19 protein-coding genes are annotated in these 22,779 nt (G+C 48.3%); 12 read left to right on the top strand and 7 right to left on the bottom strand.

The features are described from left to right. Positions 1-197 precede the first annotated feature (197 nt). Positions 198-935, bottom strand: a complete 738-nt coding sequence (cobB, locus tag ACQ31U_RS00675) for a Sir2 family NAD+-dependent deacetylase (protein WP_431052951.1) — start codon at positions 933-935, stop codon at positions 198-200. 14 nt (positions 936-949) lie between these two features. Beyond that, the gene (gene rluC, locus ACQ31U_RS00670; RefSeq protein ID WP_431052949.1) at positions 950-1,915 is read right to left on the bottom strand and encodes a 23S rRNA pseudouridine(955/2504/2580) synthase RluC; all 966 of its coding nucleotides are present in this window, start codon (positions 1,913-1,915) and stop codon (positions 950-952) included. Between the two features lie 488 nt (positions 1,916-2,403). On the opposite strand from rluC, the gene rne reads away from it, so the two are divergent. The 4 genes from rne (at position 2,404) to pgi (ending at position 9,968) form a co-directional block, all read left to right on the top strand. Further along, complete coding sequence (rne, locus tag ACQ31U_RS00665) at positions 2,404-5,529, top strand: ribonuclease E (RefSeq protein ID WP_431052947.1); 3,126 nt, start codon at positions 2,404-2,406, stop codon at positions 5,527-5,529. Between the two features lie 220 nt (positions 5,530-5,749). Next, complete coding sequence (locus tag ACQ31U_RS00660) at positions 5,750-7,168, top strand: replicative DNA helicase (protein ID WP_431052945.1); 1,419 nt, start codon at positions 5,750-5,752, stop codon at positions 7,166-7,168. A 1-nt stretch (position 7,169) separates the two neighbouring features. Further along, positions 7,170-8,288 (top strand): alanine racemase, encoded by a 1,119-nt coding sequence (gene alr / locus ACQ31U_RS00655; protein WP_431052943.1) that lies wholly within the window; start codon positions 7,170-7,172, stop codon positions 8,286-8,288. Between the two features lie 33 nt (positions 8,289-8,321). Beyond that, the gene (pgi, locus tag ACQ31U_RS00650) at positions 8,322-9,968 is read left to right on the top strand and encodes a glucose-6-phosphate isomerase (protein WP_431052941.1); all 1,647 of its coding nucleotides are present in this window, start codon (positions 8,322-8,324) and stop codon (positions 9,966-9,968) included. Positions 9,969-10,125: 157 nt separating this feature from the next. Here pgi and ACQ31U_RS00645 read toward each other — a convergent pair whose 3' ends face one another. Next, positions 10,126-10,692 carry an acetate uptake transporter gene (locus ACQ31U_RS00645; RefSeq protein ID WP_431052939.1) on the bottom strand — a complete coding sequence of 189 codons (567 nt, stop codon included), beginning with the start codon at positions 10,690-10,692 and terminating at the stop codon, positions 10,126-10,128. Positions 10,693-10,797: 105 nt separating this feature from the next. After that, positions 10,798-11,697 (bottom strand): DMT family transporter, encoded by a 900-nt coding sequence (locus ACQ31U_RS00640; RefSeq protein ID WP_431052937.1) that lies wholly within the window; start codon positions 11,695-11,697, stop codon positions 10,798-10,800. 269 nt (positions 11,698-11,966) lie between these two features. Between ACQ31U_RS00640 and ACQ31U_RS00635 the strand changes: the two genes are divergently transcribed. From ACQ31U_RS00635 to murP, 7 genes are all read left to right on the top strand, one after another. Further along, complete coding sequence (locus tag ACQ31U_RS00635; protein ID WP_431054361.1) at positions 11,967-14,423, top strand: DmsA/YnfE/YnfF family dimethyl sulfoxide reductase; 2,457 nt, start codon at positions 11,967-11,969, stop codon at positions 14,421-14,423. Beyond that, positions 14,423-15,043, top strand: a complete 621-nt coding sequence (locus ACQ31U_RS00630) for a DMSO/selenate family reductase complex B subunit (RefSeq protein WP_431054360.1) — start codon at positions 14,423-14,425, stop codon at positions 15,041-15,043. Before ACQ31U_RS00635 ends, ACQ31U_RS00630 begins: the two co-directional genes overlap by 1 nt. A 1-nt stretch (position 15,044) precedes the next feature. Continuing rightward, entirely contained in the window at positions 15,045-15,968 is a 924-nt protein-coding gene (locus ACQ31U_RS00625; protein ID WP_431052934.1) for a DmsC/YnfH family molybdoenzyme membrane anchor subunit, read from the top strand. Between the two features lie 168 nt (positions 15,969-16,136). Next, entirely contained in the window at positions 16,137-16,817 is a 681-nt protein-coding gene (locus tag ACQ31U_RS00620) for a glycosyltransferase family 25 protein (protein ID WP_431052932.1), read from the top strand. Between the two features lie 45 nt (positions 16,818-16,862). Beyond that, on the top strand, positions 16,863-18,053 hold the full coding sequence (locus tag ACQ31U_RS00615; protein WP_431052930.1) for a glycosyltransferase: 1,191 nt from the start codon (positions 16,863-16,865) through the stop codon (positions 18,051-18,053). A gap of 134 nt (positions 18,054-18,187) precedes the next feature. Beyond that, positions 18,188-19,111: an N-acetylmuramic acid 6-phosphate etherase gene (gene murQ, locus ACQ31U_RS00610; protein WP_431052928.1), complete on the top strand. Its 924-nt coding sequence runs from the start codon at positions 18,188-18,190 to the stop codon at positions 19,109-19,111. Position 19,112: 1 nt separating this feature from the next. Continuing rightward, positions 19,113-20,540 carry a PTS N-acetylmuramic acid transporter subunit IIBC gene (gene murP / locus ACQ31U_RS00605; RefSeq protein ID WP_431052926.1) on the top strand — a complete coding sequence of 476 codons (1,428 nt, stop codon included), beginning with the start codon at positions 19,113-19,115 and terminating at the stop codon, positions 20,538-20,540. A gap of 67 nt (positions 20,541-20,607) precedes the next feature. Here murP and ACQ31U_RS00600 read toward each other — a convergent pair whose 3' ends face one another. Further along, a complete protein-coding gene (locus ACQ31U_RS00600) occupies positions 20,608-21,522 on the bottom strand; it encodes a helix-turn-helix domain-containing protein (protein WP_431052924.1) in 915 nt (304 codons plus the stop codon). 150 nt (positions 21,523-21,672) lie between these two features. On the opposite strand from ACQ31U_RS00600, the gene ACQ31U_RS00595 reads away from it, so the two are divergent. After that, positions 21,673-22,011, top strand: coding sequence for a carboxymuconolactone decarboxylase family protein (locus ACQ31U_RS00595; protein WP_431052922.1), 339 nt, complete (start codon positions 21,673-21,675; stop codon positions 22,009-22,011). Between the two features lie 136 nt (positions 22,012-22,147). Here the strand turns inward: ACQ31U_RS00595 and ACQ31U_RS00590 are convergent, their stop codons facing one another. Next, positions 22,148-22,477, bottom strand: a complete 330-nt coding sequence (locus ACQ31U_RS00590; protein ID WP_431052920.1) for a cation:proton antiporter — start codon at positions 22,475-22,477, stop codon at positions 22,148-22,150. After that, positions 22,467-22,772 carry a monovalent cation/H+ antiporter complex subunit F gene (locus tag ACQ31U_RS00585; RefSeq protein WP_431052918.1) on the bottom strand — a complete coding sequence of 102 codons (306 nt, stop codon included), beginning with the start codon at positions 22,770-22,772 and terminating at the stop codon, positions 22,467-22,469. Before ACQ31U_RS00585 ends, ACQ31U_RS00590 begins: the two co-directional genes overlap by 11 nt. Positions 22,773-22,779: the final 7 nt, after the last annotated feature.

The raw sequence follows: 22,779 nt of genomic DNA, 5'->3' as shown, positions 1-22,779 counted from the left end.
CCTAACCGATTGCGGTGAAATGGCTGTCGGGGATTGGTATTTCTCACATACAAAAATCTTCATTTTTTGTGCATATTAAAATAACGTGCACAAGAAATCGGGTTTTGTTGTGCACGTTGTGATAATTTACATAAAAAAATGATGGCGAAAGTCTGTGACTGGTAGATACATAAAGTACTGCTTGAATAAAAATCAAATCAACTCATTTGATATTTTTTCAGCAACATCTGACAATACTCCGGCACAATTTCACTTGCCAAGCCGTAGCGGCTTTGTTGGAAAGCGGTTTTGCCTTTGCTGGGTTCGAGGTTGAGTTCGACGGTGGTGGCGTTAGCGAAGTTGGCTTCCTCGACAAAACCGGCGGCGGGGTAAACATTGCCGCTGGTGCCGATCGAGAGAAAATAGTCGCATTGGTGCAGCGCGCTGTAGATCCGTTCCATTTCAAACGGCATTTCACCGAACCAGACGATATGCGGGCGCAAGCCGCCACCGCACGTTGCGCAATGATCACTTGCGGTTATGTCATTATGCCATTCATAGACCGCCGCACAATGCACACAGCGTACTTTTAACAATTCGCCGTGCAGATGAATCAGGTTTTTGCTACCGGCGCGTTCGTGTAAATTGTCCACATTTTGCGTGATAATTAATACATTTTTACCGAATTTCCGTTCTAATTCGGCAAGGGCGTAATGCGCCGGATTGGGCTGAATGTCGGGCTGTTGTAGTTGTCGGCGGCGTTGGTTATAAAAACGTTGCACCAACTCGGGATTACGGCGAAAACCTTCCGGCGTGGCGACATCTTCAATTCGGTGATCTTCCCACAGTCCATCGCTGGCGCGGAAGGTGCGAATGCCCGATTCGGCGGAAATGCCCGCCCCGGTCAGCACCACAATTTTGGGCGAGTTGTTCGCAGAGAAAGTGCGGTCGGTCATGCTGTTGTCCTTGTCTATTTTTGCTCACGCAACTGGCGCAAAATCCCTTTCATGCCGCTGTCCAATTCTGCGCTCAGGCGTAGGGTTTCGCCGCTTTTCGGGTGTTCAAAGCGAATGGCGTAGGCGTGCAGAAACAGGCGGTTTAAGCCGAGAGCCTGCATTTTTTGATCGAAATCCTGATCGCCGTATTTGCTGTCGAGGGCAATCGGGTGCCCGGCATATTGGGTATGCACCCGAATTTGGTGGGTGCGTCCGGTGATAGGCATGGCTTTAATCAAGGTGGCTTGTTCGCCGTAGCGTTCTTCCACGCTGAAACGGGTTTCCGACGGTTTGCCTTGCTCGCTGACGCGCACAATCCGCTCGCCGCTTGCCAATTCGTTTTTATTCAACGGCGCATTAATCGCCTTGCAATGGGATTGCCACTGTCCGCGCACCAACGCCAGATACTCTTTTTGAATGGTTTTATTGCGCAGTTGTTCGTGCAGATTGCGCAATGCCGAGCGTTTTTTGGCGACCAATAAAATGCCGGAGGTATCGCGATCCAAACGATGAACCAATTCCAAAAAACGGGCTTCCGGGCGCAGGCTGCGCAAGGCTTCGATCACGCCGAAACTCAAACCGCTGCCGCCGTGCACCGCCAAACCGGACGGTTTGTTCAATACCAACAACACCTCGTCTTCAAACAGGATTTGTTGTTCCAGTTGCGCCACTTGCTGCAATTTATTGGAAATCGGCGCTTGTTCTTTGCTCGAGGTTTTCACCGGCGGAATGCGCACAATATCATTGGCTTGCAGTTTATATTCCGCTTTGACCCGCCCTTTGTTCACCCGCACTTCGCCCTTGCGGATAATGCGGTAAATCAGGCTTTTCGGCACGCCTTTCAGTTGGCTTAACAAATAGTTGTCAATCCGCTGTCCGGCTTGATCGGCGTTAATGTTTTGGAGGCGAACGCTGTGGTGAATTTCGTCTTGTGCTTTCATTGTCTTATGGCTGGTTGAGGAGATTTACCGCATATTATAAAGAAAAGTCGCAAGAAAAGCGATTTCGGCGCAAATTTCTCTTATCTTGCCTTGCCAAGTGTGGGGGTAAAATGAAATAATGACTCGTTTTATTATGTCTAACAAAATAGATTTAAAAAGAATTTGCCGCTTGGCGGCATTTAACCGAGCGTTGCCCCGAGCTACTGCCGAAGGCGACAAGTTGAGCGCAACAATTAGTGTAAGACGTTCTCGGGTCTCGGTTTAATTAGGGATAATTTTTGTCCGCTTGCAAGATTGGATGAATAAGCAAATCTTGTTTCTACCGGCGCAGTTATGTTCAATCATTATGCGTTCGGTAATGCCATCAATGCACCTCTGGCAAGAGAGAGTCGTGAGATTGACTGTAGCTGATAGACACGAGGTCGATGGCAAAGCCCAGTACAAATTATCGCTGTAATAATAAGCAAAATAATAGAGTATCACTAACAATGAAAAGAATGTTAATCAATGCAACTCAAAAAGAAGAGTTGCGCGTCGCGCTGGTTGATGGACAGCGTTTGTTCGACTTGGATATCGAAAGCCCGGGGCACGAACAGAAAAAAGCCAACATTTACAAAGGGAAAATCACGCGCGTTGAGCCAAGTCTGGAAGCCGCATTTGTGGATTACGGCACGGATCGCCACGGTTTCCTGCCGCTGAAAGAGATCGCGCGCGAGTACTTTCCCGAAGGTTACACCTTCCAAGGTCGCCCGAATATCCGTGATGTGCTGCAAGAAGGACAAGAAGTGATTGTCCAAGTCAGCAAAGAGGAGCGCGGTAATAAAGGCGCAGCCTTAACCACCTTTATTTCCCTTGCCGGCAGCTATTTGGTGATTATGCCGAATAATCCGCGCGCCGGCGGTATTTCGCGCCGTATTGAGGGCGACGAACGCCAAGAGCTGAAAGATGCCTTGAGTTCGTTAGACGTGCCGGACGGTGTCGGTTTAATCGTACGCACGGCAGGGGTCGGCAAATCGCCGGAAGAGTTGCAATGGGATTTAAAAGTGCTGTTGCACCATTGGGAAGCGATTAAACAAGCCTCCGAATCCCGTGCCGCGCCGTTTTTGATTCATCAGGAAAGTGATGTGATCGTGCGCGCGATCCGCGATTACTTGCGCCGTGATATCGGCGAGATTCTGATCGACAACGCCAAAGTGTACGAAAAAGCCAAAGCGCATATCAAACTGGTGCGCCCTGACTTTATCAACCGGATTAAACTGTATCAAGGCGAAGTGCCGCTGTTCAGCCATTATCAAATCGAATCGCAAATCGAATCCGCGTTCCAACGCGAAGTGCGCTTGCCGTCCGGCGGCTCGATTGTGATCGACGTGACCGAAGCCTTGACCGCAATCGACATTAACTCGGCACGTGCCACACGCGGCGGCGACATCGAAGAAACCGCACTTAACACCAACTTGGAAGCGGCGGACGAGATCGCACGCCAGTTACGTTTGCGCGATTTGGGCGGTTTGATCGTGATCGACTTTATCGATATGACCCCGATCCGTCACCAACGCGAAGTGGAAAACCGTATGCGTGACGCGGTGCGCCAAGATCGTGCGCGCATTCAAATCAGCCGCATTTCCCGTTTCGGTTTATTGGAAATGTCGCGCCAGCGGTTAAGCCCGTCGCTGGGCGAATCGTCGCACCACATCTGCCCGCGCTGTCAAGGCACCGGCAAGGTGCGTGATAACGAATCGCTGTCGTTGTCGATTTTGCGCTTGTTGGAAGAAGAAGCGTTAAAAGACAATACCTCGCGCGTACACACGATTGTGCCGGTGGAAATCGCCTCTTACTTGCTGAATGAAAAACGCAAAGCGATTTACAGCATTGAAAAACGCCACGATGTTGAAATCGTGGTTGTGCCGAACGAGCAAATGGAAACCCCGCATTTCTCGGTGTTCCGTCTGCGCGACGGCGAAGCGAGCAACACCTTGAGCTACAACTTGGGCAAATATTACTCGCAAGAGGAAGAAAATCTATCCTTGGCTGCGGAAGAGAGCCTGCTGACCCGTCAGCCGGATACCGCTGCCGTGACCGTGGAATCGGTGCTGGAAAAAGCCGCCGCCGGTGAATTGAACATGCCGGCTTCTGCGCCAACACCAAGTGCGGTTGCGCCGCAGGTGGTTGAAACTACAGCGAAAGTCTCGCTGTTCAGCCGTATTATCAGCAAGCTGAAAGGCTTATTCAGCGCCGACAGCAGCGAAGCGGAACAGCAACCGAGCCAAGAGCGCAATAACCAACGCCGTCGTAATAATGATCGCCGTGGTAATCAAAACCGTAATCGTCGTCGCAATGATCGTAACAGTGATCGTAACGAGCGTGGTAATGAGCGCAGCGAACAACGCAACGCCAAAGCCGACAACAAGCGAAGTGCGGTTGAGGACGTAAGAACGGAAAGCGAGAGCGAAAACCGCACTAACCGTAATGATAGCCGCAACGAACGCAATAACAACAAACGTAACCGCAAACGCAATGAGGTCGCGGTAAACGAAGTCGAATTGCAAGAAAACAGCACGGTTCAAACGGTTGAAAGCCAAGATACGCCACCGGTTGCGGTGCGCCGTGAACGTCGTAATCTGCGTAAAAAAGTGCGTTTAAACCAAAACGAAAGTGCGGTTGCGCAATTCGCGGAAGACTCACCGGCTGAAAGCGAAGCGGTGACCGAGTTTGCCGCGCCGGTTGGGCAAAGTGCGGTTCAAGCCATTCAAGCGGTTGAAGCGATTGAAACAAAGGAAACGGATAACCAAAGCGAAAGCAAAGAAGACAGCCGTCAGCGCAATTCGCGCCGTCGCCGTCTGCCGCGCCATTTGCGCACCGGCAATCAGCGCCGACGCCGTCAAAATCAAGATGAAACTGCGTCGCCAATGCCGTTGTTTGCCGCCGTTGCCTCGCCTGAATTGGCGAGCGGTAAAGTCTGGATCGATCCGCAAACCTTGGTTAAAACAACCGAAGCCGAAGAAAGCAATACTCCGTTTGTGCCGGTGGAACAATTGTTAGAACAGCAACAAGCGGAAGGACGGCCGGCTAAAGCGGATAATACGGCTGAAGTTGAAATTGAAAAGACCGATAGTCTGAGCACGCCGGCGGTGTCGTTGGTGATGGACAGTGAGAAAAGCGTACAGCCGTTAGGTTTTATCACGCAACAAGCCAACGAGTCGGTAGAGAAGAAAATTCAGGCGTCGCTAGCGGTATTGGAGCGTGAACAGCAGCTGAATCAGGCAGAAGCGGAATCCGAGCCCGTGCCAAGTGCGGTACACCCTGAATTTACAACGCGGGTAGAAGAACCGCAGCAGAACCTGAAAACGGAAGAGCTGCAAGTTGCTAGCGTGGCGCCAGAGGCGGTTGTCGCCGCACAAACGCCACAAGCGGCTGAAAATCGCTTCGGCACCTATTCCAAAGCAACACATACCCGCGCGGCAATGACTCAAGCGCCGTCCGCGGCGGCACAGCCGCCATTTGCGATTGTGCAATGGCAGGAATCGCGTTACCACTTCCACGGGAAAGGCGCGGCAGGACACAGCAGCGCCAGCAGCCACGTGTTCGCAGAACCGACGCATACTCACAGTAGCTGATGAGCAAAGTAGGGCGGATTATCTATCCGCCCCTATATTTTTCATAAAGCTCGAGTATTTTAAGCCGTGTAGATAACTTCAAACCGCACTTGATCACTTGATAAGTGCGGTTTTTTATTGCGTAATAAAACAAACTTTTACGCCGGCAGTAAAAAAGCGCACAATCATTTGCTATAATGCCGACTTATATTCGCCGATGATAAGGATAAAAGGATCAACAATGGCAAACGCAAGTGCGGCATTTCCCGAAAAAGACAAACCGAGAGCAAAGCAAAGCGAACAGGGCATGACGTCGCCCCATTCGATTGAGGCGGAACAAGCGGTGCTTGGCGGAGTGTTGCTGAGTAATGAGCATTGGGATCCGGTTACCGAACACGTGATTGCCGCCGATTTTTATACTTACGGACATCGCCTGATTTTCAGTGAAATGGAAAATTTGGCGCGCAACAACCAACCGATTGATATTATCACCCTCGATCAAGCCTTGAAAAGCAAAGGCATTCTAGACGATGTCGGCGGGTTTGCCTATCTTGCCGAGCTGTCGAAAAACACTCCGAGCGCCGCCAATATTTTAGCTTATGCCGATATTGTGCGTGAAAAAGCGGTGCTGCGCGAGCTGATTTCCACGGCACATAAAATTGCCGAAAGCGGCTATAACCCGAACGGGCAGCAAATCAAAGAGATTTTGGACGAAGCGGAACGGAGCGTGTTTGAAATTGCGGAAAAACGTACCGGCAGCAACGAGGGTCCGAAAGACGTGTTGACGATTTTGGAAACCACGCTGGATAAAATCGAGCTGTTGTCCAAATCGAAAAACAACAACGGCGTGACCGGCGTTTCCACCGGCTTTTCCGCCTTAGATCGCAAAACCGCGGGTTTGCAGCCGTCGGATCTGATTATCGTTGCCGCCCGTCCGTCGATGGGGAAAACCACCTTTGCCATGAACTTGTGCGAAAATGCGATGATGAGCGAAGACAAGCCGGTGTTGGTGTTCAGTCTTGAGATGCCCGCCGATCAAATTATGATGCGTATTCTTGCCTCGATGTCACGTGTCGATCAAACCAAAATCCGTACCGGCAAAATTGACGATGAAAACGAATGGGCGAAAATTAACAGTACGGTGCAGATGTTCAGCAATAAACCGAATCTGTTTATTGACGACTCCTCCGGCTTGACCCCGACCGAATTGCGCGCCCGCGCACGCCGGGTGTATCGCGATCACGGCGGTATCAGCCTGATTATGGTCGACTACCTGCAACTGATGCGTGCGCCGGGTTACAGTGAAAACCGCACGTTGGAGATTGCCGAAATTTCCCGTTCCCTGAAAGCGTTAGCGAAAGAGTTGCAAGTGCCGGTGGTGGCGTTGTCGCAACTTAACCGTAGCTTGGAACAGCGTGCGGACAAACGTCCGGTCAATTCGGATTTGCGGGAGTCGGGATCTATCGAGCAGGATGCGGATTTAATCATGTTTATCTATCGTGATGAGGTCTATCACGACAATAGCGAATTGAAGAATATCGCCGAAATTATTATCGGTAAACAACGGAACGGGCCGATCGGCAAAGTGCGGTTGATGTTCCAAGGGCGCTTCTCACGCTTTGATAATTACACCGGGCCGGAATATAACGAAGAAGATTAAGATGAACAATAGGATTAAAACCGCCACCGCCACCGTTTGCTTAGCCGCGTTGCGTCACAATTTGCAGCGGGTAAAACAGCTTGCGCAAAACAGTAAGATTATGGCAATCGTCAAAGCCAATGCCTACGGGCACGGTATGGAGAGGGTGGCAAGTGCGGTCGTAAATCAAGTCGACGGTTACGGTGTGGCACGTTTGAGCGAAGCGTTGGCATTGCGTGCGCAAGGGATCAGTAAACCGATTTTATTATTGGAAGGCTTTTTCAATCCTGCAGATATTGCGTTGTTGGCCGAATATGATTTGCAAACGGTGATCCACGGCGAATATCAATTGGAAGCGCTGGAAAGTGCGATGTTGCCCGAGGCGTTATCAGACAAAAAGATAAAAGTTTGGATCAAAATCGACAGTGGCATGCACCGTTTAGGCGTAGCCTTAACGCAGGTTGACTCGATACACCAACGCTTGCAAGCCTGTCATCATGTGCAGCCGGATATTGGTTTTGTCAGCCATTTCAGCCGTGCCGAAGAGTTGGCGTGCGGTTACAGCGAAATTCAGTTGCACCGCTTTCGACAAGCATGCGCTGGCAAAGGCGGAGAGCGCAGTTTGGCGGCTTCGAACGGGATTTTATATTGGCAAGAGTCGCATTTTGACTGGGTGCGTCCGGGGATTATTTTATACGGTATTTCGCCGAACGATACGATTTTAGCCGGCGAATATGGCTTGCAACCGGCGATGACCTTGAGTTCCTCTCTGATTGCGGTGCGCGAACACGCCGCCGGTGAGCCGGTCGGTTACGGCGGAAAGTGGATCAGCCGAAAAGCGACCAAAATCGGGGTGATTGCGTTAGGTTATGGCGACGGCTATCCGCGCGACGTGCCGCCGAATACGCCGGTGTTGCTTAACGGCAAACGTGTGCCGATTGTCGGCAAGGTCTCAATGGATATGATCACCGTCGATTTGGGGGCGGATAGTTGTGCGCAAGTGGGGGATGAAGTGATTTTTTGGGGAAAAGATTCACAAGGTAATGTGCTGCCGATTGAAGAGGTGGCACGGCATATCGGCGTAATCAGTTATGAACTGGTCACCAAGATAACGCCAAGAGTCATAATGGAATATCGATAGCAACAGAATATTAATTAACTAACGAGGTATCAAATGCAAAATATCAATCCGACAACAACCGCCGCTTGGCAAGCATTGGAAGCGCATAAACAACAGCAACAAGATGTAACGATTGCGCAACTGTTCGCGCAAGAAAAGAACCGTTTCGCCGACTATTCTCTGCTTTTTAACGATGAGATGTTGGTCGATTTTTCTAAAAATCCAATCAATCAAGACACGCTGAAGCTGTTGCGTCAACTAGCCGACGAATGCGCCTTGCCGCAAGCGATCGAAGCGATGTTCGGCGGTGAGAAAATCAACCGCACCGAAAACCGCGCCGTGCTGCATACCGCACTTCGCAATCGCAGCAACACGCCGGTTATCGTCGACGGCAGCGATGTGATGCCGGAAGTGAATGCGGTGTTGGCGAAAATGCAAGATTTTTGCAATCGCGTGATTAGTGGCGAATGGAAAGGTTATACCGGCAAAGCGATTACCGATGTGATTAATATCGGTATCGGCGGCTCGGATTTAGGGCCGTATATGGTGACCGAAGCCTTGCGTCCGTATAAAAACCACTTGAATATGCACTTTGTTTCCAATGTAGACGGCACGCATATCGCCGAAACCCTGAAAAAAGTCAATCCGGAAACCACCTTGGTGCTGGTCGCCTCCAAAACCTTCACCACCCAAGAAACCATGACCAACGCCTTGTCGGCACGCGATTGGTTCTTGGCAACGGCGCAAGATGAAAAACACGTTGCCAAACACTTTGCCGCGTTGTCCACCAACGGCAAGGCGGTGGCGGAATTTGGTATCGACACTGCCAATATGTTTGAGTTTTGGGATTGGGTCGGCGGTCGCTATTCGCTGTGGTCGGCGATCGGCTTGTCGATTGCGCTGTCTATCGGCTTTGATAATTTTGAACAACTGTTAAGCGGCGCGCACGCGATGGATAACCATTTCCGCCATACCGCACTTGAACACAATATTCCGGCAACCTTGGCGTTGGTCGGCATTTGGAACAGCAATTTCTTAGGTGCGGAATCGGAAGCGATCCTGCCGTACGATCAATATCTGCACCGTTTCGCCGCCTATTTCCAACAAGGCAATATGGAATCGAACGGCAAATTTGTGGCGCGCAACGGCGAGAAAGTCAGCTATCAAACCGGCCCGATTATCTGGGGCGAACCGGGCACCAACGGACAACATGCGTTTTACCAACTGATTCACCAAGGCACGCAACGCATTCCGTGCGACTTCATCGCCCCGGCGCAGAGCCACAATCCGCTGGCGGATCACCATGCCAAGCTGTTATCCAACTTCTTCGCGCAAACCGAAGCGTTGGCGTTCGGCAAAAGCCAAGCCGTGGTGGAACAAGAGTTTTTGGACGCCGGCAAAACACTGGACGATGTGGCGCATATCGTGCCGTTCAAAGTGTTTGAAGGCAACCGCCCGACCAACTCGATTTTATTACAAAAAATCACCCCGTTCAGCTTGGGCGCACTGATTGCAATGTATGAACACAAAATTTTCGTACAGGGCGTGATCTTCAATATTTTCAGCTTCGACCAATGGGGCGTGGAACTGGGCAAACAACTTGCCAACCGCATTTTGCCGGAACTGGAAAACGACGCGACCATCAGTTCCCACGACAGCTCGACCAACGGTTTAATCAACCGATTTAAAGCGTGGCGCTAAACCGCACTTTGGTTTGATTGATGGAAAACGGCTACTTCGTTAGCCGTTTTTTTTGTCTACTACGCCGCCGAATATTCGGTAAAAAATACCGCACTTGCTTTTATTTTTCAGCAAAGTGCGGTATCGCTTGAATCAAAATGAAGAAATCAAAACCAATTTATTTCTTTTCGCCAATCGGCAATACGCTTCTGCCGTAGGATTCGTTAATCACTTCCGCGGCCGCCAAGTAGAAGGCGCAAAGTGCGGTGATCAAACCTAAGTAACCGCCGAGATTGACAATGGCGTGGCTGCCGCTGGCGTCGCCGATGGCTAAGGCGTAGAAGGTTAAGGTCAGGAAGAAGAAAATCGCTTGCAACGCGCGCGGTTTCGGCAGGGTGGCGATAAACATCATCAGAGTGAATGTGCCCCATGCGGCTAAATACCAAGCGACGAACGTTGCCGGCGTTTCGCCTTTGAAGAACGCAACGAACAAGCCCCAAGACCACCAAAATGCGCCATAGCTGATGAACGCGGTGAAGCCGAAGGTGTTGCCTTTTTTGAATTCCATAATGCCGGCGATTGCTTGTGCCGTACCGCCGAAAGCAAATGCCATCGCGATCACTAAGCCGAGTGAACTCGTGTCAAAAAAGCCGCCGTTGATTAAGCACAGCAGCCAAGTGGTTAAAGCAAAGCCGCATAAGCCGAGCGGCCCCGGATTGGCATAGTTATTGGTCGTATTAGACATAAAAGTTCCTTAAATAGAGATAAATAATGTCGTTTGAAAACGGGGCTAGTATGAATGATTTTGTCGTTAAAATAAATACTCCGCGCCCCGAGATATTGGCAATTTTTAATCTTTTGCCGTAAATCCGTTGATAAAAATCCCGACAATGACGATAAGCAGTCCAAGGAATGCCAGCCCGCTCGGCATTGGGTCGTTTAACAGCAGTACGCCGCCGAGCAGGGTGAACAAAATTTCTCCGGCTTGGGTGGCTTCGATCACGGCAAGTTGTTTTACATTATGTTTGACTAAATCGGTGGCTTTGAAAAACAGTAAGGTGGCGATCACGCCGGAAAACAGGGCGACTAAAAACGATTGTCCCAATTGCCCATTTGATGGCAACCCGCTCTTTGCCAAGGCGATCAGCATGCTCAACGCCCAAAACGGCATGGAACAGAGAACCATGCCGTACACTCGCTGCTGGGTGCTGAGTTTATCGCCGACCAACGCCATCATTTTGCGGTTGCCGAGCGGGTAGGCAAAAGCCGCAATCAGGATTAGACATAAAGGATAAAGGCTGTCGCTGATGGAAAAGGTACGCAAATTGTCGAGTTGCAATAGCAGGATACCCAATACAATCACACAGGAAAAAAACAGGTTTTTATGCGGAATGGCTTGCCCGAATAACGGCGTCAGCAAAATGCCGGCGATAATCGTGATTTGCCATGAACTGGCGACCAACCACGAGGAAGCATAGTCTGCCGACAGCGTAAGCGGCAGGTAAAACAGCCCGAAGCCGACACTTGACCATAGCAGCCACGGTTTTGGTGCACGCTGAATTTCGCGGTAAACCGCACTTTTGTTGTTGCGCGCGCCTAACAGCAGATACAACATCGGCAGCATAAAGACGAAACGTAAGGCGGCTGACCACCAGGCGTCGCCACCCGACAACGCCATACTGCGGTTTAAGACAAAGGTGGCGGCAAAAAAGAGGGACGAGAGCAACCCGAGTAGAATGGCTTTATTCATTTAAGATATCGAATAGTTACTAAAGATCAGTCAATTGCGTTAGTGTAACGCAAAATTTAAACGGAATCGCTATATAAAATATAATATAGCGATACTTCAACTATTTAGGTTAAAAAATCTCAACTTATTTCGATTTAGTTGCGTGACTATTCTCATTTGATATTAATCAATATGAGGTAGGTAAATTTCGCTATGATTTCCCCCGATTTATTTCTTTTATTTAAATTTTATGTTTACTTTTAACTAGTGGGAGAGATCTTATGGAGAAAATGTCCAAACATGATCCGAGTTTTTCAACCAGCCGCCGTGATTTGCTGAAAGGCAGTGCGGCGTTAGGCGGGGTGGCGTTGGCGGCAAGTGCGGTACAGTTGCCTGTCTCCGCCAATACTGCGCCTAAAAATGCACAAAGTGCGGTTGCGGCGCAAGCCAACGAAGAAAAACTGGTGTGGAGCGCGTGTACGGTAAACTGCCACAGCCGTTGTCCGTTGCGTATGCACGTTCAGGACGGAGTGATTAAATATGTGGAAACCGACAACTTGGGCGATGATGTCTATGGCGAGTTCCATCAAGTGCGTGCCTGCGCGCGCGGGCGTTCAATGCGCCGTCGGGTGTATAATCCTGACCGCTTGAAATACCCGATGAAGCGCGTTGGCAAACGTGGCGAAGGCAAATTTAAGCGCATTACTTGGGACGAGGCATTTACTGAAATCGCCGACAACCTGAAACGGATTATCGCCGAGCACGGCAATGAAAGCCTGTATATGCCGTTTGCCACCGGCACCTTGGGCGCCACCGTTGCCGCCTCTTATCCGCCGCCACGCAGCATTTCCAGCCGTTTTATGAACAGTATCGGCGGCTGCTTGGGACACCACGGCACTTACAGCTATTCGCAAATCTTTGAATCCATTCCGTTTATGTACGGCAGCAACGCCGGCAACAGCCCGACGGATATTGAAAACTCCAAATTGGTGGTCTATTTCGGTAACAATCCGGCGGAAACCCGTATGAGCGGCGGCGGCGTCACCTATTTAGCGCAACAAGCGATGGAACGTTCCAAAGCGCGCATGATTATGGTTGATCCGCGTTACAACGACACCGCCTCAGGGCGCGAAGGCGAATGGGTGCCGATTCGTCCGGGCACCGACGCCGCGTTTGTTGAAGGGATGGCGTATGTGATGATCACCGAAAATTTGGTCGATCAAGACTTCCTTGATACCTATTGTGTCGGTTACGACGAAAAAACCTTGCCGGCTTCGGCGAAAGCGAACGCACATTATAAAGCCTATATTTTGGGCGAGGGCGACGATCAAACCGCCAAAACGCCGGAATGGGCATCGAAAATCACCGCGATTCCGAAAGACACCATTATCCGTTTGGCACGCGAAATCGCCACCACCAAACCCGCCTATATTTGCCAAGGTTGGGGGCCGCAACGCCACGCCAACGGTGAACAGGCCGCGCGTGCGATTGCAATGTTGGCGTGTTTAACCGGTAACGTTGGCATTAACGGCGGTAACAGCGGATCACGCGAAGGTTTCTACACCATTCCGTTTGTGCGTTTGCCGGTCGGCGAAAACCCGATTAAAGCCAAAATTCCAATCTTTATGTGGACCGACGCCGTGGTGCGCGGCGAAGAAATGACCGCCTTAAAAGACGGTTTGAAAGGTGCGGAAAAACTGAATAAACCGATTAAGTTTATTTTGAATTACGCCGGAAACTGTATTATCAACCAACACTCCGACATCAACCGCACTTTAGAAATTTTGAGCGACGAAAGCAAATGCGAAATGTTGGTGGTGATCGACAACCACATGACCTCAACCGCCAAATGTGCGGATATTCTGTTGCCGGATTGCACCACCTCCGAGCAAGCGGATTTTTGCATGGACGGTTCGGCGGGCAACATGGGCTATGTGATTTTTGCCGATCAAGCGATTGAACCGCAATTCGAATGCAAGCCGGTATATGAAATTTTGTCAGGTATCGCAGAAAAAATGGGGACGAAAGAGGCATTCACCGAAGGGCGTACCCAAGAAGAGTGGTTGCGTCATCTGTATAAACTGACCCAAGAGAAAAACCCGTTCTTCCAAGACATCAGCTTCGAAGAATTCAGACAGCGCGGCATTATCAAACAGAAAGATCCGTCCGGGCATATGGTGGCATTCAAAAAATTCCGCCAAGATCCGGTCGCCAATCCACTGACGACGCCATCGGGCAAAATCGAAGTGTATTCCGAACGGTTGGCAAAAATTGCGGAAACCTGGGAATTGCCGGAAGGCGATATTATCAGCCCGTTGCCGATTTATGCGCGTGCGGTGGAGGGGTTCGATGATCCGCTGGCGGAAAAATATCCGTTGCAGTTGGTCGGCTTCCACTTTAAATCACGGGTGCACTCCACCTATGCCAACGTGGATGTGCTGGATCAAGCTTCGTTGCAATCCTTGTGGATCAACCCGATTGACGCGGAAAAACGCGGTATCAAACATAACGATATGGTGCGGATTTTCAATGACCGCGGTGAAACCCGAATTATGGCGAATGTTACGCCGCGGATTTTACCGGGCGTAATCGCAATGGGCGAGGGGGCGTGGTACACGCCGGACGGACAACGGGTGGATCAAAACGGCAGCTTTAACGTACTGACCACACAACGTCCGTCGCCGCTATCGAAAGGCAATCCGCAACATACCAATTTGGTTGAAGTCGCGCGCGTGGGAGGTGAATGATGACTGCGAAACAATATGGATTTTATATCGACTCACAACGCTGCACCGGCTGTAAAACCTGTGAATTGGCGTGTAAAGACTACAAAGATTTGACCCCGGACGTCAGTTTCCGCCGCATTTATGAATATTGCGGCGGCGGCTGGAAACAAGAAGGCGAGGCGTGGACGCAAGATGTGTTCTCTTACTACCTCTCGATTTCATGTAACCACTGTACCGATCCGGCGTGTGCCAAAGTGTGCCCGAGCGGCGCAATGCACAAGCGTGAAGACGGCTTTGTGGTGGTCGATCAAGACGTGTGTATCGGCTGTAAATATTGCAGCATGGCGTGTCCGTACGGCGCGCCGCAATACAACGAAGAAAAAGGGCGCATGACCAAATGCGACGGCTGCTTTGAGCGGGTGGAAGTGGGCAAAAAACCGATGTGCGTCGAATCTTGTCCGTTGCGTGCGTTAGATCTGTTGCCGATGGACGAACTGAAAGCCAAATACGGTGATCTGAAAGATGTCGCGCCGTTGCCACCGTCGCACTATACGCAACCGAATATCGCCTTGCGTTTAAATCACAATGCGAAACCGACTGATGATCGCAGCGGTTTCTTAGCCAACCCGAAGGAGGTGTAAAATGGGAATGGGATTACACGAATGGCCTTTGGTGTTCTTCACCGTGTTGGCACAAACCGCTGTCGGCGCATTTTGGGCGTTCAGCCTGCTGTTGCTGACGGACAAAAGTAAGCCGGTTGAAAGCCGTACTCATTATGTGATGACCGTGTTGTGGGTGTTTATGGCAATCGGTTTTGTCTTTTCCACCTTGCACTTAGGCTCGCCGCAGCGCGCGTTCAATGCCTTAAACCGTATTGGCGCCTCGGGCTTGAGTAATGAAATCGCCGCCGGTTCAGCGTTCTTCGCCCTTGGCGCAGGTTATTGGGCGTTGGCAACATCACGCTTATTGCCGGAAGCGTGGCAAAAACTGCCGTTGATTGGGTTTGTGGTGCGTTTGTTGGCGAACATTTCCGCCAAGTTGCCGTCAGGTTGGAAAACCTTAGGCGTGCTGGTCGTCAGCCTTGTCGGCGCAGGCTTTATCTATGCCATGTCGAAACTGTATATGATTGACACCGTGCCGACCTGGAACTCGGTTTACACCCCGGCTTCCTTTGTGCTGACCGCACTTTTGAGCGGTTCGGTGCTGGCGCTTGCCTTGCTGAACAGCGTGAAGATCGGCAAACAGTTGAACGGCTTGTTGCTCGGCGTGGCGTGGCTGGCATTTATCGTCGCCTTGGTGATGACTTATCAACAACACGGCTACCTCAGCGGCGTCAGCAGCGCGGTTCACCACGCGTTAGACCTGGTACCGTCTTTCGTACCGGTGATGATCACCCGCTTTGTACTGATCGCAATCGGCTTGTTGCTACTGACCATCGGCGTGAAAAAAGCCAATACCGCACTGCCGTTTATCGGCTTTATCCTAGTCGTCGCCGCGGAACTGCTGGCACGCGTGATTTTCTACGGTTTGCATATGACAGTGGGGATGGCGGCTCTGGGTTATTAAGTTAGTTTTTAGCTGTTATATACCGCACTTTGAGCGATCAAAGTGCGGTTTTTTGTGAAATAAAGATGAGTGGTATTAGAATTATTCGCTTTAAATTGACTAATTTGTTAGAATCAAAATAAAATTTAGACAGCTATTTTTTACTAGAATAAATATTGGAGTTATACTATGGATAAATTAACCATTCCACCAATTTTAATTATTAGTTTGTTGAATTCAAAACGTAGAGAAATAATTTCTCATAGGCTTTCTGGTTTAGGGTTTGAATTTCAATTTATTGATGCGATATATGGAAAAAATCTATCAGCGGAAGAATTAAGTAAAGTCGATTATGAATTTTATAAACAATATAATGCAAAGCCACTCACGTTAGGGGAAATAGGTTGTGCTGCCAGTCATATTAAGACTTATGAGTATATGATTGAACATCATATTCAGCAAGCAATTATCTTAGAAGATGATGTGATTGTTTCGCAAAATTTTGAATTTATTATTTATGATATTTTACAGAAAATCTCATCTAAGAATGATATTGTATTTTTAGATCATGGAAAAGTGAAAAAATATCCTTTCCCTAAAAAACTATTTCAAGGTTATAAATTGGCTCGTTATCGCTCTCCGTCTAAAAATTCTAAACGTTGTATTATTTGTGCGGCAGCATATATGCTCACTTTATCAGGTGCGCAGAAACTTTTAGATTATGCTTATCCGATAAGAATGCCAGCGGATTATTTAACAGGGCTAATTCAAAAGACGGGATTAGCTGCTTATGGCGTTGAGCCTCCGTGTGTTTTTCAAGGTCTTGGATCAGATTCGGAAATAAATAAAATAGAGGATCGTTATGTATAGTCATAATATTTTTTAATAAGAGAATAAAACAGGAATGGTTATGGCATGAAAATACTAATTTTACATAAAAAGCTTATTGTAGGCGGTGTTGAACGTGTTTTGTTTAGTTATTTGAAAGTATTTCATCAGCTAAATTATGATATTGAATTACTGGTTACTTATGATTTGGCATCTAATAATGTCTTTTTTGATAATATGCCGGATAATGTTCAGGTTAGTTTTATTTTTCAACACTATCATGTAAAAAGAATTAATGATACAGCTAAAAGAAAATCATCATGTTTCTATTATTTTTTAAATAAATATCTAAAAATAAAAGAAAAAATATCATTTGATAAGGTGATAAAAAGAAAACTAGCATCTGATTATAATTTAATTATTGATTTTAATGATAATTTAAACTCTTTTATAAAAAAAGGGCATTTGAACATTAAACAAGCTCATGTGCCTCTAATTCGCTGGGAGCATGGACATCTTAATGTTATTGCTAATCAAACGAACAAAAAAATACATTACTTTCGCCATGTATACTCTCAATTTGATAAAATTATTGCTATATCGCCAGAAATGAAATTGGATTTATTACGTAAGCTAAATATTAATCAGGATAATATTGATGTTATTTATAATCCGATTGATTTAGACAGTATTAAACATAAAGCAAATGAAAAAGTTAATATTGATTATCCTTATTTTATACAGGTTTCCCGATTGGTTGAAGGGAAAGGGCATGAAGAGCTTATTGAAATTTATGCAGAACTAAAAAATCAGGGACTAGAACAAAAGTTAATTTTTGTGGGAGATGGGGATAATAGAAAAGTATTAGAACAAAAAATAGCCGCATTGAATTTAGCCGATGATGTGTATTTAATTGGTAATAGAGATAATCCTTATCCTTATATGAAGAATGCTACTTTATTTTTGCATGCTTCAGAATATGAGGGATTAGGAATGGTGTTATTAGAAAGCCTTGCGTTAGGTGTTCCCGTTGTTGCGATGGATTGCCCTACCGGTCCGAAAGATATATTAGGAAATAGTGAATATGGGGTGTTGGTTGAATTGCATAATAAACAAAAGTTTATTGATTCTGTTTTATCATTAGTAAATAATCCTAATAAATATGCTTATTATTCAAAACAAGGACTAGAAAGAGCTAGTAAATTTAGTTTAGAAAATATCGCAGAAGATGTAAGTAAATTATTCAGACAAATAGTAAAAAATAAATTTAGCCATTAAGTAGATTAAATACTAGAATAGTTGAGCGTGCTTCAATTGCACTTTAGATTGGCAACCCAAAGTGCGGTTTTTTACAGTTATCTTTCAATCTGAATTAAACTAGTCTTTAATCAATGTTTAATTAAGGATATTTTATGCATAATTCGCTTAACCAACTCACCACCGAAAGCCGTAATCCCAATTCAACTGAGATTGATAATCTTACGACGCGTGAGATTTTGCAAGTGATTAATCAGGAAGATCAGAAAGTGGCGCAGGTGGTGGCGACACAAATTGCGCAGATTGCGCAGGCGGTGGATCAAATTGTGGCGGCGTTTCGGCAGGGGGGACGCTTGTTGTATCTCGGCGCAGGCACATCGGGGCGGTTGGGGATTTTGGACGCCAGCGAATGTCCGCCGACTTACGGCACTGATCCGAACCAAGTGATCGGCGTGATCGCCGGCGGGCAACGTGCGGTGTTTAGTGCGGTGGAAAAGGCGGAAGATGATCCGGTTGCGGCAAAAACCGATTTGGCACGCTTGAATTTAACTCGACGTGATGTGGTGGTCGGCATTGCCGCCAGCGGGCGTACGCCTTACGTATTGGGTGGAATTGACTATGCCAAGCAGCTCGGTTGCGTCACGATCGGGATTGCTTGCAATCAACATGCGCCGTTGTTGCAACAGGCGCAAATCCCGATTTGTATTGCGGTCGGCGCGGAAGTGGTGACCGGATCATCGAGGATGAAAGCCGGTACGGCACAAAAGTTGGTGCTGAATATGCTCACCACCGCTTCGATGATTCGAAGCGGTAAGGTCTATGGCAACTTGATGGTCGATGTACAGGCAACCAATGAAAAACTGCTGGCGCGGCAGAAAAATATTGTCATGCAGGCAACCGGTTGTGAACGCTATGAAGCGGAACAGGCGCTTGCCGCCAGTGGCAACCATTGCAAAACCGCAATTTTAATGATTTTGGCCCGGTTATCTTATTCCGAAGCAAAACAGTTATTGGCGCAGCACGGCGGGTTTATCCGTCAGGCATTAGCGGCGTCTTTTCAACATCAGCAAGGAGGTTAGTATGGCAGAGATCAATAAGCAATTTATCACACAGGTGATCGCGTTACTCGGGGGCGCAGAAAATATCGCTTCCGTCGGGAATTGCATGACCCGGCTACGGCTGAGAATTAACCAAACGGATCGGATTGAAGATGAACGATTAAAGCAGCTTGCCGGGGTGTTGGGCGTGGTCAAGAGTCAAGATCAGGTGCAATTGATTCTGGGGCCGGGCAAAGCCGGCAAAGCGGCGGAATTGTGCCGTACGTTGTTGCAAGAAAGCGGTGTGGCTAACGATTTACAAGTGATCGCCAAAGCCAATAAACAACAAATCAAGCAGCAGCAAAGCAGTAAGGTACATCAATTTTTAACCAAATTCGCCACCATTTTTACGCCGTTGATTCCGGGTTTTATCGGCGCGGGGCTACTGTTAGGGATCGGGACATTATTGGATCAGTCTTTTGTTGCCGGCGTTGAAAATCCGAATGCTACTTTGGTTGCATTAATCGGCTATCTCAAAGTGTTCAGCAAAGGCTTGTTCAGTTTTCTCAGTATTATGATTGGTTACAATGCGGCCAAAGCGTTTGGTGGCACGGGCGTGAACGGTGCCATCATTGCCTCGTTTTTTATCTTGGGGTATAACCCGGAGGCGACTAAAGGCATTTATTCGGGCATGAGTTCCTTCTTTGGGCTAGAAATTGATCCGCGCGGTAATATTATCGGGGTGCTGATTGCCGCCATTGTCGGGGCGAAAGTGGAGCAGTGGGTGCGCAAATTCGTGCCGGACAATTTGGATATGCTGCTGACTTCAACCGTCACGCTGTTGATTATGGGCGCGTTTACTTTCTTACTGATTATGCCGGTCGGCGTGCTGTTGTTTAACGGCATGTCGTGGCTATTTAGCCATTTGAACGGCAATCCGTTCGGAAGTGCGGTATTAGCCGGACTATTTTTACTCTCGGTGATGTTCGGTATTCACCAAGGCTTTGTACCCGTTTATTTCGCCTTAATGGAAACGCAAGGGTTTAATGCGCTGTTTCCGATTCTGGCAATGGCAGGCGCAGGGCAAGTCGGCGCGGCGATTGCGCTTTATACGCTGGCGAACAAAAATGCGGTTCTGCGTGCACAAATCAAGGGGGCGATTTTACCGGGATTCTTGGGGATCGGCGAGCCGTTAATTTATGGCGTAACCTTGCCACGGGTAAAACCGTTTATTACCGCGTGTATCGGCGGTGCGGCAGGCGGTTTCGTGATTGGCCTATTTGCTTATTTCGGTTTCCCGATGGGCTTAAACAGTGTGTTCGGTCCGTCCGGTTTACTGGCAATTCCGCTCTTAATTTCACCAAACGGCGTATTTGGCGCGATTGCAATTTATCTCATTGGCACGATAACCGCTTATAGCGTCGGTTTTTTAACGACCTACTTTTTCGCCAAGGATGTGGATTTGAGCTAAGGAAAACCATGCAAAAGTGCGGTTTAACGAGAAACCGCACTTCCCTTATCCGCCATATGACCAACCGTTATTCCTCAATTTTTTGAACTCGATATTTGCTTGGCGATGTGCCGTATTTCAGTTTGAAGGCTTTGCTGAAATGGGCTTCGGACTGGTAACCGACCTCGAGCGCAACGGCGAGAATCGATTTATTGGTGTTACGCAGTAATAACTCGGCTTTTTGCATCCGCAAGCTAGTGAGGAATTTGCCGGGCAACGTACCGGTTTTACTTTTAAACAGGCGGATGAAATTGGCACGGGACATGGCGCTCAGATCCGCCAAGCTTTCCATATTCCAGTTATGCTCCGGCTGTTGCAACATTGAGTTGACGGCGTGGTATAAACGCTTGTCTTGCAGTGCGCCGAGCACGCCATTGTTCACTTCATTGCTTTGTTGGATATAATCGCGCGCCAGATAGGTGAACAAGACATTGCATAATGCATTCACGACCGAGGCGGTGCCGATTTCCAAAATTGCTTCCCGTTGTAACAAGGATAACAGCGAGGTGACCGAACTGTTATTGCCGGACAAATACCAGTATTCAGGCAGAATGGCAGGCAGCGTAGAATGCCCGGAATAGCGGAAATAACCGCAGAACATTTCAAAATCATGCGAGGCTTGATTGTTGGTGCGCAGGGTGAATGGCCCGTGCTGCAATTGTTGCAAGGCGGTGACCGGGGTGTCTTCGCTGACCGCACTTTTACTGCTTTGAACGCGGTGTTCGAGACCATGGGGGAGGAAGAAGACATCACCCGGCTTCAACTGGTAGCTACGTTGGTTATCCAACACTAGGCGGCATTCGCCTTTTGAGATAATGTGAAAGATTCCCAAGGTGTTGGGTTCTTGTTTGTGTTTAATCTGCCAGTCGCCTTGGAAACGGCAGAGAACGTTGATTTCGCCTTCGACTTGGGCGAGTTGAATCAGTCGATCTAAATAGTCCATAGTGGCTCTCCTTGAATGAAATGAAAAATTATCCTTTAAGATGAAAGAGATAAAGATTGATACTATAAAACAATATAATTTGTTAAATAATATCAATAATAGCACCCATCAACCAGCCTATTTACTTACTTTTAAACTTAGGAAAATATTATGTTTGCAGATTGGAAAAATGACGTTACTCATGTGAAAAAATCATTCGGCGAATTAGGGAAAAAATACCCGAAAATGCTTCAAGCCTATGGCGCATTGAATGCCGCAGCGGCGGAAGGCAATGTGCTAGACGCAAAAACACGTGAATTGATTGCATTGGCAGTGGCAGTAACCACCCGTTGCGAAAGCTGTATCGGCGTACATGCCGCCGACGCGATTAAAGCCGGCGCGACGGAAGAAGAAGTGGCGGCGGCATTGGCAACCGCAATCGCGTTAAATGCCGGTGCGGCTTACACTTATTCTTTACGTGCATTGGAAGCTTACAACGAACAAAAATAATGACTCAATAAAATAGCCGTAATATTCCCTGCATTTACCCCGATGCAGGGTTTTTTATTTTAAAGCCATGTAGAGCTTAGGGCGTAGGAGCAAAGCCGTGCGGCTCATCACATAACCGCGAGCCCGAACCGCACTTTTATTCCGTTTTATCGCGATGAATGGCACGGTGGTTTTTGTCATTGAGTAGCGTTGCGTCTTTTACTGCCGCCCGAGCGAGCATATGCGAAGCGATTGGCAAGGTGAAGATCAGGAATAGGTTCATGATCAGTAAGCGAATCGTCCACGCCCAATCCCAGACAATAAACATAGCCCCGACTGAAACCAGAAAGATTGAAAGCGTGCCTGCTTTGGTTGCGGCGTGTTGTTTGCTGAGGGTGTTCGGTAGGATATGGATTCCCAGCGCGGAGATCGCCAAACTGAAGCCGCCGAGCAATAAGAACATTATGCCTAACATATTAAGAATCATGGTGTTCATCCTTTTGTCGCTGCAACGCCTGATTGTCATTTTTCCGCCGAATTACCGCAGACCAACCGACGGTGCCGATAAAACCGACGAGCGACAAACCGATGGCGACGTCCAACAAGACCGTACGTTGAATCAACAGAGCGGCAACCACACATAAAATAAGCGCCGCAGCCAATAGAATATCCAGAGCGACAATCCGATCGCCATCATCCGTGCCGCGTTGAATTTGCGAAATCACGAACAGAATGGCAATAAGGGCGCATAGCACAACAAAGATCAGGCTTGGTTCTAGCATTTGGCAA

It is taken from the genome of Testudinibacter sp. TW-1 (assembly GCF_050613185.1).
In the GTDB taxonomy this organism is placed as follows: domain Bacteria; phylum Pseudomonadota; class Gammaproteobacteria; order Enterobacterales; family Pasteurellaceae; genus Chelonobacter.
Note: the sequence above shows the minus strand (reverse complement) of the source record. Positions and strands in the feature narration are given on the sequence as shown.